This is a genomic window from Corynebacterium testudinoris (genome assembly GCF_001021045.1).
GTDB classification, from domain to species: domain Bacteria; phylum Actinomycetota; class Actinomycetes; order Mycobacteriales; family Mycobacteriaceae; genus Corynebacterium; species Corynebacterium testudinoris.
The window spans coordinates 1,457,456-1,469,344 of record NZ_CP011545.1; the positions used below are offsets into that span (position 1 = coordinate 1,457,456).

Below are 11,889 nucleotides of genomic sequence, written 5' to 3' on the forward strand. Positions count from 1 at the left end.
AGTCTACACCAGGGTTTAGCCCGAATTCCTTAGCGCCGTCGCGAGCCCGTTCATGGTCAACTGGATTCCCCGTGACACGGCGTCACGTTCGTCGCCGGCGCGGTGCCTGCGCAGCAACTCCAATTGGATGATGTTCAGCGGCAAGAGGTAGGGGAAGCGGCGACGCACCGAGCGAGCCAATGACGGGTTATCCGCCAAGAGATCGTCGCTCCCGGTTACTTCGCTGAACATGCGGCGAGTGAGTTCGAATTCCTCGACGATGACGGCGTGGACGCGGGAGGCGATCTCGCGGTCGTCGACAAGCCGGGCGTAGAGCTCAGCCAATTCCATGCCTGCCTTACTCATCACCTGTGCCATGTTGGACATCACGGAGGTGAAAAATGGCCACGTCTCGTAGAGACGGCGCAGCTCGGCTCGGCGCTCCTCCGAGCCCTCACCCTCCCCGATCCATTCCGCCAGAGCGGTGCCCACGCCAAACCAACCGGGCAGCAGGACTCGAGACTGTGACCAGGCAAGCACCCAAGGGATGGCACGCAGGTCATCGACGGCCTTGGTTTGCTTGCGTGCCGTGGGGCGGGAACCGATGTTGAGAGCCCCGATCTCCGCCAATGGGGTGGACTGCACGAAGTAGGGAATGAAGCCAGGGTCCTCGTGGATGAGGGAGGCGTACTTGTCGCGGCTCAAGCGGGAAATCTCCGTCATGATCTCAATCGCCCGCTCGCGATCTTCGAGCTCATCCACGGGCAAGAGGCTCGCCTCCAAAGTCGCCGAGACCAAAGCTTCCAAATTGCGCCGCGCAGCTCGGGGGCTGCCGTACTTCGCGGAGATGATCTCACCCTGTTCAGTCACCCGAACCGAACCATCAACAGCGCCCTTTGGCTGCGCGAGGATGGCGTCATAGGAGGGTCCGCCACCGCGGCCGACGGTTCCGCCGCGGCCATGGAAAAGACGCAAGCGGATGCCGTACTCGCGGGAAATCTCCACCAGCTCCAATTCGGCGGCGTAGAGCGCCCAGTTAGCGGCGAAATAGCCGCCATCCTTGTTGGAGTCGGAGTAGCCGAGCATGATCTCCTGAATCCCGCCGCGTTGGGTGAGGTAGGAGCGGTAGAGAGGCAAGTCCCACAGCTGGCGCAGGATATCAGCACCAGCTTCGAGGTCATCGATGGTCTCGAACAATGGGATGATGTCAATGCTGCCCGTTGGGGTATCCCCATCGGCCCGGATGAGACCGGCTTCTTTCAGCAGCACCATCGGCTCGAGAATGTCACTGACCGACGTCGCCATGGAGATGATCTGGTGCGGAACCATCTTCTCGCCGAAGCGCTCGACGGAGTCGGACGCCTGGGCGATGAGATCCAGCTCCCGTTGCGTCGGTTCGCTAAATCCACGGTATCCGCGGGGAACCAATGGGCGCGGGGTCCGCAGCTCCGTGGTCAGCAGTTCGACCTTGGCGTCCTCTGACAGGGCCGCGTAGTCCTCAGTGACGTGCGCGGTGGCAAACACCTCGGTGAGGACATTCTCAAAGCTCTCCGAGTTCTGCCGCAAATCGATGGAATACAGGTGGAACCCGAAGCTGGCGATGGCCGAGCGGATGGAGGCCAGGCGGTCGTCGGCAATGATGTCGTCCTGCGAACTACGCAGCGACACATCGATGGTGGCAAGGTCGGCGTCGAACTCCTCCGCCGAGGTGTAGGGCGCGTATTGGCGGTGCCACACGCCTTCGACAGCATCCTCGCCCACCAGTGTCGCCGTGGTGGCCAAGATCCGACCCCGCACGCCATGGACGGCGCGCCGATACGGTTCATCAACTCGGCTGGGAACCTCGTTATTGCCTTCCTTAGCCAGTGCGACGAGCTCGACTGTCACACCGGTCATCCGGTCCGACAGGCTGAGCTCATGCTCCAACGCATGCAGCTGGGCGGCGTAGTACTTCAGTACAGTCTGCGCGGCGCGGCGGGAGGCGTAATCCAAGGTCTCGGCGGTGACATAGGGGTTACCGTCGTGGTCGCCGCCGATCCACGAACCGGGACGAAGAATGGGTCGGGCAGGGGTGACGTCGCCGAAGTCTGCCTTGAGCCGCTGGTTGACGGCTCGGTTAAGAGCCGGGATCTCTTTGAGCAAAGAGAGCTTGTAGTAGCGCAGGCCAACTTCGATTTCGTCTTCAATCCGGGGGCGAGCCACCCGGATAAGTGCCGTTTGCCAGAGAATGGTCATGCGTCGACGAATGTCGTTATCGATGGACGCCAAGCGCGCCTCAGTTCGAGCATTGAGCTCGGCTTCGAGGACAGCGTTGCGTTGAATCAACAACTCGGTGATGTGCTTCTGGGCGTCGAACACGGTGCGACGGCGGGTTTCCGTCGGGTGAGCTGTGAGGACGGGTGCGACGAGAGCCCCGTCGAGGATGCGGGCGATGTCGGCGGACTCGAGCTCGGCCGAGGCGAGCTTGTCCCAGGTCGCGTCCAACGTGGAGTCGAGAGCGGGGCCTCCCGCATCGAGTTGGCGTTCCCGGTTGACATCATCGTGGATGTCCTCCGCGAGATTCGCCATGAGCGCGAAGTGGGAAAACGCACGGATGACGCGCGTCGCTTGCGTGGGTTCGATATTGCGGAACAGCTCCACCAAGACCTCGAGGTCGGCATTTCCCTTTGCCACCTCGAAGGCCTGTTGGCGGGCTAGTTCGACCAGGTTGAAAACCTCGTCGCCTTCCTGCTCCGCAATCACCTGGCCGAGAATACGGCCCAGGTATCTAATATCTTCCTGTAGGTGATTGCGTGCAGTCACGCGCATCATCTCCCTGGTAGTCGTGATGGTGCTGGTGTGAACTTAGACGGCCGAGGCGGCGTTGGCTGCCAACTTGGCAAAGTCCTCGCCATCCAGCGACGCGCCACCGACGAGACCGCCGTCGACGTCCGGCTGGCCGACGATCTCGCCGACCGAGTCCGACTTCACGGAACCGCCGTAGAGGATGCGGATGCCATCGGCCACCTCATCGCCGGCGAGCTCGCGGACCAATCCACGAATGGCGGCACACACTTCCTGGGCGTCGGCTGCGGAGGCAACCTTGCCGGTTCCGATGGCCCACACGGGCTCATAGGCGATGACGGTGTTGGTGAGGTCCTCAGCAGACAGACCAGCGAGGGAGGCGCGGGTTTGCTCCACGACGTAGTCGACGTGGGTGCCGGCCTCGCGGATCTCCAGCGGCTCGCCCACGCAGACGATGGGGCTCATGCCGTGCTTCAGGGCCGCAGCGGCCTTGGCGGCGACGAGCTCATCTGACTCGTTGTGGAACTCACGACGCTCGGAGTGGCCAACGACGACCCACGTGCAGCCCAGCTTGGCCAGCATGTGAGCGCTGACCTCACCGGTGTAGGCACCTGACTCGTGCTGGGAGACGTCCTGGGCACCGTAGGTGATCTTCATCTTCTCCGCATCCACCAGGGTCTGGACGGAGCGAATGTCGGTGAAGGGCACGGTCAATGCGACATCGACCTTCTCGTAGTACTCCTTCGGCAGGGCGAAGTCGAGCTTCTGAACGGTCCCGATGGCCTGCTGGTGATCGAGGTTCATCTTCCAGTTGCCGGCGATGAGGGGGGTACGTGCCATGGTGGTGGCACTCCTTTCAATAGAGGTGAGTACTAGCGGTCGAGGACGGAAACGCCGGGCAGTTCCTTACCCTCAAGGAACTCGAGGGAGGCGCCGCCACCGGTGGAGATGTGGGAGAAACCATCCTCATCCAGGCCGAGAACGCGGACGGAGGCAGCGGAGTCGCCACCGCCGACGACAGAGAAGGAGCCATTGTTGGCGGTCGCGTCGATGATGGCCTGTGCCACACCAGCGGTGCCCTTGGAGAAGGGCTCCATCTCAAACACGCCCATGGGGCCATTCCAGAACACGGTCTTCGAGGTAGCCAGCACGTCGGCGAACTTCTTCACGGATTCCGGGCCGATATCGAGGGACATCCACCCCTCCGGGATGCCGTCGAGCCCGACAACCTTGTGCTCGGCATCGGCTGAGAACTCCGAGGCGGCGACGAGGTCCACCGGGAGGACGATCTTGTCGCCGAAGCGCTCGAGGAGGCTCTTGCAGGTATCAATCATCTCTTCCTGCAGCAGCGACTTCTGGACGTTGTAGCCTTCGCCCGCGAGGAAGGTGTAGCACATGCCACCACCGATGATGATGTGATCGGCCTTGCCAGCGAGGGCCTCAATGACACCGAGCTTGTCCGAGACCTTCGAACCGCCGAGGACGACGACGTAGGGGTGTTCGGGGGACGTGGCGGTCTTCTCCAGGACAGAGATTTCCTTGTCCACGAGGGTGCCGGCGTAAGCGGGCAGTCGCTTGGCGACGTCGTAGACGGAGGCCTGTGCGCGGTGGACAACACCGAAACCATCGGACACGAAGGCACCATTGTCGGCCGCGAGGTCGACGAGCAGGTCGGCGAACTCGCCGCGCTCAGCCTCATCCTTGGAGGTCTCGCGGGCGTCGAAACGCACGTTTTCCAGCAGAAGAACATCGCCATCGGTGAGACCGTTGGCGCGCTCATGCGCGTCCTCACCGACAACATCGGCGGCGAGGACGACGTACTGTCCGAGAGCCTCGGAGAGAGCCTCAGCGACCGGGGCGAGGGAGTACTTGGGGTTGACTTCGCCCTTCGGACGGCCCAGGTGAGCCATGACGATAACCTTGGCGCCACCATCAACGAGTGCCTTGAGGGTGGGCAGGGATGCGGTGATGCGGCCCGGGTCGGTGATCTCGCCGGCATCATTGAGCGGAACGTTGAAGTCAGAGCGAACGAGGATGTGGCGGCCTTCGACGCCTTCGTCGAGGAGGTCCTGCAGGGTCTTTACGGTCATGAAAATCTCCTGGGTTATTTGGGGTGGGTCAGTGGGGTGACGTTTTGGTACTAGACAAAAAGATGCGGCCCGGGCAGTGTGCCGAGGCACACCCCGGGCCGCAGGGGTCGCACTCCCCCGACATCTGAGTTGCTCAGGGGGTGCGGCTATATCTTCTTAGAGCTTGCTGGCGACGTACTCGGTCAGACGCAGCAGCTGGCAGGTGTAGCCCCACTCGTTGTCGTACCAGGACACAACCTTGACCTGGTCGCCGATGACCTTGGTCAGGCCAGCGTCGAAGATCGAACCGTGGTCATCACCGATGATGTCGGTGGAGACAATCGGATCCTCGGTGTAGGCCAGGGTGTCACCGAAGGCGCCAACAGCAGCTTCCTTGATGATGGCGTTGACCTCATCCACGGTGGTCTCGCGGGAAGCGGTGAAGGTGAGGTCAGTGGCGGAGCCGGTGATGACGGGGACGCGGAGTGCGTAGCCATCCAGCTTGCCCTTGAGCTGCGGGAGGACCAGGGAGACAGCCTTGGCTGCACCCGTGGAGGTCGGGACGATGTTGACAGCGGCAGCGCGGGCGCGACGCAGGTCCGGGTGCGGAGCGTCGTGCAGGCGCTGGTCACCGGTGTAGGCGTGGACGGTGGTCATGAGACCGCGCTCGATGCCGAGCTTCTCATCCAGAACCTTGGCCATCGGAGCCAGGCAGTTGGTGGTGCAGGATGCGCCGGAGATGATGGTGTGCTTCTCCGGGTCGTAGTCGGTGTGGTTGACACCGAAGACGAAGGTGGCGTCCTCATTCTTTGCCGGAGCGGAAATGATGACCTTCTTGGCGCCGGCCTCGAGGTGAGCCTTGGCAGCCTCAGCGTCGGTGAAGAAACCGGTGGACTCGATGACGATGTCGACGTCATGAGCAGCCCAGTCGAGGTTCTTCGGGTCGCGCTCTGCAGAGACAGCGATGCGCTTGCCACCGACAGTGATGGACTCGTCGTCGTATTCGACGTCGCCCTTGATCTTGCCCATGATGGAGTCGTACTTCAGCAGGTTTGCCAGAGTCTTGTTGTCGGTCAGGTCGTTGACCGCAACGATCTCGATGTCATCGCTGCGCTCAAGCACTGCACGGTAGAAGTTACGGCCGATGCGGCCGAAGCCGTTAATGCCAACGCGAGTGGTCACAATTTTCTCCTCGGTGTCGAATACCTGTGTCCGGATACGGCCATGGTTCCCATCGTGGGACATTCGTTCACGGCCGATCTTCCACTCAGTTTAGCGACGAATTCGCGTCCGCGCAGTGAGGATTTTTCCCACAATTGATTTCCGGTTGTTTTTGGCTATTTTTGCCTTGGCCGCCTAGAACACGGCTTTGCCCTAAAAACCACCACAATCTAGGTGCCCTTCTCGGTGATCAGCGTGTTTCTCGGATAGCTCGACGCAGGAAATAGTGAGAGCAGCACCATTTCTTTACCCCCGAATGGTGTGAACCTACCGCCGTGTGGTGTGCGCCACGCCCGACCGGAAATCGGGTTAGGCGTCATCCAGAAGGTCGTCTGTGATCGCTTCACTGGTATCCGGGATGCCTAGTTCCTCCGCGCGCTTATCCGCCATGGACAGCAAACGACGGATGCGACCGGCTACCGCGTCCTTGGTCATCTGCGGGTCCGCATAGCGCCCCAGCTCCTCCAACGACGCCTGGCTGTGCTTGACTCGCAATTGTCCGGCCTCGGCGAGATGCTCGGGCACGTCATCACCAAGAATGTGCATCGCGCGGTTCACCCGTGCCGCCGCCGTCACGGCAGCCCGGGCGGAGCGCCGCAGGTTGGCATCGTCAAAATTGGCCAAGCGGTTGCCTTGAGTACGGCTCTCCCGGCGCTGACGCTTCTCCTCCCATTGGAGGCGAACCTGCTGGGCACCCATGCGGGTGAGCAACGCTCCGATGGCGTCCCCATCGCGGATCACCACCCGGTCCGAGCCGCGCGTTTCCTTCGTCTTCGCCGTGATGCCCAATCGACGAGCACACCCGACGAGCGCCAGCGCTGCCTCCTGGCAGGGGCATTCCACCTCGAGGGCGGAAGAACGACCGGGTTCGGTGAGGAAACCGTGCGCGAGAAATGCCCCACGCCAGGCGGCTTCGCTGTCGGCCACGGTGCCGCTGATGACCTGCGGGGGTAGCCCGATCACTGGATGCCCGGACCGGGTCACCAGTCCGAGGCGGCGGGTGAGATCCTCCGCACCCTGGGTAATGCGCAGCAGATGCCGAGTCGACTTGGACGCACCGCCCGGACCGATCGTGTGAGCATGGACTTCGATGCCGTAGAGATCGGCCAGAGTGTGGCTCAGCCGTTCGGCCACCGCAGCGGAATCGAGTTCGACTTCGATGACCAGCCGGCCTCCGGTGATCACCTGCATATCACCAGCGAACCGCAGGAGCGCGGCTGTTTCAGCGGCGCGCTCAGACTGGCGCGGAACCGACACGGTTGCGAGTTCTTCTTTAACTTTCGCCGTCAACGCCATCGCGGGGACACTGCCTTTCTTCCGGCACGTACGTCACACGTACATCAATGGACAACTGGTGAGCAATGGGAGTGAAGTCTACTGCTCGGGGCGGGGTGACTGGTACATCGCCATCATCGCCGCACCCATCTTGGACGGCTCGTGACGGTTCGTCATCGACCCCGTCTCATCGGCTTCCCGCAGGTCCGCGTATACAACAACGGCACCCAGGGCTCTTGCTGCCCGCTCCACATAGCCCCGCTCCGAGGTCGTGGTAATGCTGTCTTCATCGACCAGAATCTGGTCAATCCGCAGCGTCGGCGCATGCTGGCTGAGCATGTGCAGGTGACGCTCGGAGGAAAATCCCTGCGTCTCCCCCGGCTCGGCCGAGAGGTTGAGCACCACGACCTTGAGGGCGGAGGTCTCGTTGAGGGCATCCACAATTCCCGGCAGCAGTAGATGCGGAATGACGGAGGAAAACCACGAACCCGGGCCTAGGGTCACCAGGTCGGCGTCGTGGATGGCCGCGACAGCGGCCGGGCTGGCCGTGGACTTTTCTGGAATGAGCCGCACGCGCCGGACGGTGCCGGGGGTGGTGGCCACGGCCACCTGGCCGCGGACGGTCCGCATGATCCGCGGGTCGTCGTCAAGCCCGGCGACATCAGCCTCGATTTCTAGCGGCTGATCACACATGGGAATAACGCGGCCGTGGGAGGAGGTGAGCTCGGCGACAGCATCGAGCGCCGCCTGCTCACTCCCCAACACGCTGGTCAAACCCGCGATGAGCAGGTTGCCCACGGCGTGGCCGGCCAATGCGCCGCTTCCTCCGAAGCGATGTTGGAGCGTGGTGGCCCACATTTGCCCGTGCTCGTCGTCCCGGGCGAGCGCGGAGAGCGCCATGCGCAGGTCCCCCGGCGGGATGATTCCCAACTCGCGGCGGATGCGTCCGGAAGAGCCACCATCGTCGGCGACGGTGACGATCGCGCTGATGTGGTCGGCAGCGCACAACCTGGCTGCCACGAGAGTTTGGTACAGGCCATGGCCGCCACCGAGCGAGGTAATCTTCATCGTTAGCTCCCCTAGTCGCGCTCAATATCGCGGTGGATGACGTTGACGTCAATCTCCTCGCGCTCACCGAGGCGCCGGCCAATCTCTTCGGAGACCGCGACCGATCGATGGTGCCCGCCCGTACAACCGACGGCAATCGTGATGAAGTGTTTGCCCTCGTGGCGGTAGCCTTCCAACATCGAGTCAAACATGTTGACGAAATTGTCGATGAACTCCTCGGCCCCAGGTTGACCCAGCACGTAGTCGGACACGGGGGCGTCCACGCCGCGGAAGGCCCGCAGTTCTGGCACCCAATAGGGGTTGGGCAAGAATCGCACGTCCACCATGAGGTCGGCGTCGCGGGGGGCGCCGTGTTTGAAGCCGAAGGACTCGACGGTGACGTGCTGGCGGTTTTGGGCCATCGTGCCGAAGGACGCTTCGATTGCCCGCCGCAAGTCGTGGACGGACAAGTTGGAGGTATCGATGACGATGTCGGCGTTTTCTTTGATGTCCGACGTAATCGCCCGTTCGCGCTCGATCCCCACCTGGAGCGTGTCGCCCTCTTGCAGCGGATGGGTGCGACGGACGCTGTCGAAGCGCCGAATGAGAATGTCATTGCGGGCATCCATAAACAGCACGGTGGGGCGCAGCCCGCGTTTCTCCAGCTGGCTGAGGATGTCGAGCAGTCCCCCGCTGAACATCCGGGATCGCACATCCGTCACCACGGCGACCTTGTCCACCGGGGAATCCTGCCGCGCGCACAGTTCTAGGAAGTCCACGAGCAGCTGGGGCGGGAGGTTATGCGCCACGTAAAAGCCCTTGTCTTCTAGGACCCGAGCTGCCGAGCTCAGACCACCACCCGACATGCCGGTGATGAGGACAGGCGGTGCCGACAAGGAAGAGACAGGATCAGTCATGCGACCCATCCTATAGTGCTCATTGGGGGCGGCGCAGGCCCTCGTGAACCGTCTCCGCGAGCTTGGGCCCAAATCCCTTGACCTGCGAGATCTCCTCCACGCTGGCTTCTTTGAGCTTCTTGACGGAGCCAAAGTGGCGCACGAGTTCGGTGCGGCGTGTCGCCCCCAGCCCAGGGATGCCGTCGAGCTCGGAGACCCGCATGCGTTTCGATCTCTGCTGGCGGTGATAGGTGATGGCGAAGCGGTGGGCTTCATCGCGAATCTGCTGCAGCAAGAACAGGCCCTGTGAATTGCGGGGCAGGATGACGGGTTCCTCGTCTCCCGGGATCCACAGTTCTTCAAGCCGCTTGGCCAGGCCGACGAGCACGACATCGTTGATCCCCAGCTCATCGAAGACCTGTTGCGCGGCGTTGACTTGTGGCAGTCCACCATCGACGATGAACAGGTTGGGCGGGTAGGCAAACTTCCGCTGGTCGGTGCTCATTTCCTCGACCGTGTCGTCGGGGAACTCCGTCTCGTCGGGCACGGCACGTTTGTCCTGGTTGTGTCGCAGGAATCGCCGCCGCGTGATCTCGGCGATGGAGGCCACATCGTCGGAATGTCCGTCGCCCGCGGCTTCTTTCACCCGGTAGCGGCGGTAGTCAGACTTGCGGGGTAGCCCGTCTTCGAAAACAACGAGGGACGCGACGACATCCGTGCCTTGGATGTGGGAAATATCTGTACATTCGATGCGCAGGGGCGCTTCTTCCAGCCCCAGCGCCTCTTGGATGTCCTGCAGCGCGGCGGATCGAGCGGTGAGGTCACCCACGCGTTTGAGCTTGTGCTGGCGCAGGGCTTCCGTGGCATTCTTCTCTACGGTTTCCATCAGCGCCCGCTTGTCGCCGCGCTGCGGAACCCGCAAGTCCACTCCCGCGCCACGCAATTCTTCCAGGAGGTGCGTGACGTCTGCACACTCTTCCGGCAGCTCCTGGACGAGGATCTCCCGGGGCACCACCGCCCCGGCTTTCGCCGGTGCATGAGAGAGCTTATCGACGCCCCGCCTGCGCACCGTCCGCTCATCCTCCACCGCTTCCACGCGCGCCCGGTCCACGGCATCGCCGTAGAACTGCACAAGGAAATCGCGCATGAGCTGCGGGAGGGTGGAATCTTCGGCCGTTTCTACCACCCAACCGCGCTGCCCACGGATGCGGCCGCTGCGGACGTGGAAGATTTGGACGGAGGCTTCCAACTCATCGACGTGGAAGGCCACGAGGTCGGCGTCTGTGCCATCGCCGAAGACGACTGCCTGCTGCTCCATGACCTTATTGATGGCTCCCAGGTCGTCGCGCAGCCGCGCTGCCCGCTCGAAGTCGAGGTCGGCGGCGGCGTTTTCCATGTCACGGGTCAATTGCCGGACGACGGGTGCGGTCTGGCCGGCCATGAAGGTGATGAAGCCGTCCACGATGTCGCGGTGTTCTTCCACGCTTACTCGCCCCACGCACGGCGCCGCACACTTGTCAATATAACCCAGGAGGCACGGGCGTCCGAGCTTCTCGTGGCGGTTGAATACTCCCTTGGAGCAGGTCCGCATGGGGAACACCCGCGTGAGCAGGTCGAGGGTTTCGCGCACCGCCCACGCATGGGCGTAGGGGCCAAAGTAGCGGACACCCCGGCGGCGTGGGCCACGGTAGAAGAAGGCGCGCGGGACGGTCTCCCCGGTGGAGATCGCCAGCATGGGGTAGGTCTTATCGTCCCGGTATTTGACGTTGAAGCGCGGATCGAACTTCTTGATCCACGTGTACTCGAGCTGGAGGGCCTCCACCTCGCTGGCGACGACCGTCCACTCCACCGACGAGGCCGCGAAGACCATTTGCCGGGTGCGCGGGTGAAGCGCGGTGACGTCCTGGAAGTAGTTGGACAGTCGGGAGCGTAAGTTTTTTGCTTTGCCGACGTAGACGACGCGGCCGTGATCGTCGCGGAATTTATATACGCCCGGCTCGGTCGGGATGGAACCCGTAGCCGGGCGGTAGGTTGTTGGATCTGCCACGACAGCCTTCCGCTAGTCCTGCGGCATGTACTTGGCTTCGAGTTCCCGGAAGTCACTGACGGCGGCGACCACGCTGGGTCCATCACCAGCTTGCATCGCCCAGATGGGAACGTATTCGAACTCGGGCAGTTCCAGACGGGCCATGCGGGAGCCCTCGGGGAAGGACAGCCCGTAGATGACAACCCAGGGGTAGAAGCGGGTGCCCACGATGTTGCGCACTTCCACGCCGTCTTCGTTGGCGCGCAACCGGGGACGGGTGAAGGCGAGGAAACCGAGGATAGAGATGACGACGCCGACGATGGGGAACGCAAACATATCGATGAACGAGACGGTCGCCCCGGTGAAACTGACGTCCAGGACCGCGCCCATGAAGATGTGGACGGCCATGACGACGGCGACGACGACCCAGGCAAGGAGCTTGAGGCGGCGGGAGCGGACCTCCAATTCCCACGGCTTGGTGGTGGTCACCGCGTGCGGATCAAGGGCGTTATACAGGGCCTTGTCTTCGTCGGTGAGCGGTGTGCGGGTGGTCTTCTCGGCGTCCACGTCTGGGGTCTTCCTGGTTCCGGGC

9 protein-coding genes are annotated in these 11,889 nt (G+C 62.8%); all 9 read right to left on the reverse strand.

Going from position 1 to position 11,889, the window contains the following annotated elements; genetic code table 11:
• Positions 1 to 15 precede the first annotated feature (15 nt).
• Positions 16 to 2,781, reverse strand: coding sequence for a phosphoenolpyruvate carboxylase (ppc, locus tag CTEST_RS07015; RefSeq protein ID WP_236686055.1), 2,766 nt, complete (start codon positions 2,779 to 2,781; stop codon positions 16 to 18).
• Between the two features lie 42 nt (positions 2,782 to 2,823).
• Entirely contained in the window at positions 2,824 to 3,603 is a 780-nt protein-coding gene (tpiA, locus tag CTEST_RS07020; RefSeq protein WP_047253136.1) for a triose-phosphate isomerase, read from the reverse strand.
• A 32-nt stretch (positions 3,604 to 3,635) separates the two neighbouring features.
• The gene (pgk, locus tag CTEST_RS07025; protein ID WP_047253137.1) at positions 3,636 to 4,853 is read right to left on the reverse strand and encodes a phosphoglycerate kinase; all 1,218 of its coding nucleotides are present in this window, start codon (positions 4,851 to 4,853) and stop codon (positions 3,636 to 3,638) included.
• 156 nt (positions 4,854 to 5,009) lie between these two features.
• Positions 5,010 to 6,014 carry a type I glyceraldehyde-3-phosphate dehydrogenase gene (gene gap, locus CTEST_RS07030; RefSeq protein WP_047253138.1) on the reverse strand — a complete coding sequence of 335 codons (1,005 nt, stop codon included), beginning with the start codon at positions 6,012 to 6,014 and terminating at the stop codon, positions 5,010 to 5,012.
• A gap of 348 nt (positions 6,015 to 6,362) precedes the next feature.
• Positions 6,363 to 7,349 carry a DNA-binding protein WhiA gene (gene whiA, locus CTEST_RS07035; protein WP_047253139.1) on the reverse strand — a complete coding sequence of 329 codons (987 nt, stop codon included), beginning with the start codon at positions 7,347 to 7,349 and terminating at the stop codon, positions 6,363 to 6,365.
• 78 nt (positions 7,350 to 7,427) lie between these two features.
• Entirely contained in the window at positions 7,428 to 8,396 is a 969-nt protein-coding gene (locus tag CTEST_RS07040) for a gluconeogenesis factor YvcK family protein (protein WP_047253140.1), read from the reverse strand.
• 11 nt (positions 8,397 to 8,407) lie between these two features.
• On the reverse strand, positions 8,408 to 9,292 hold the full coding sequence (gene rapZ, locus CTEST_RS07045; protein WP_047254291.1) for an RNase adapter RapZ: 885 nt from the start codon (positions 9,290 to 9,292) through the stop codon (positions 8,408 to 8,410).
• A gap of 19 nt (positions 9,293 to 9,311) precedes the next feature.
• Positions 9,312 to 11,318 (reverse strand): excinuclease ABC subunit UvrC, encoded by a 2,007-nt coding sequence (gene uvrC, locus CTEST_RS07050; protein WP_047253141.1) that lies wholly within the window; start codon positions 11,316 to 11,318, stop codon positions 9,312 to 9,314.
• Positions 11,319 to 11,330: 12 nt separating this feature from the next.
• On the reverse strand, positions 11,331 to 11,813 hold the full coding sequence (locus CTEST_RS07055) for a PH domain-containing protein (protein WP_236686166.1): 483 nt from the start codon (positions 11,811 to 11,813) through the stop codon (positions 11,331 to 11,333).
• Between the last annotated feature and the right edge of the window lie 76 nt (positions 11,814 to 11,889).

Excerpts from the sequence above, each read along its gene's own strand:
- tpiA (WP_047253136.1), bottom strand. The coding sequence starts at position 3,603 with ATGGCACGTACCCCCCTCATCGCCGGCAACTGGAAGATGAACCTCGAT.
- pgk (WP_047253137.1), bottom strand. The coding sequence starts at position 4,853 with ATGACCGTAAAGACCCTGCAGGACCTCCTCGACGAAGGCGTCGAAGGC.
- whiA (WP_047253139.1), bottom strand. The coding sequence starts at position 7,349 with ATGGCGTTGACGGCGAAAGTTAAAGAAGAACTCGCAACCGTGTCGGTT.
- CTEST_RS07040 (WP_047253140.1), bottom strand. The coding sequence starts at position 8,396 with ATGAAGATTACCTCGCTCGGTGGCGGCCATGGCCTGTACCAAACTCTC.
- rapZ (WP_047254291.1), bottom strand. The coding sequence starts at position 9,292 with ATGACTGATCCTGTCTCTTCCTTGTCGGCACCGCCTGTCCTCATCACC.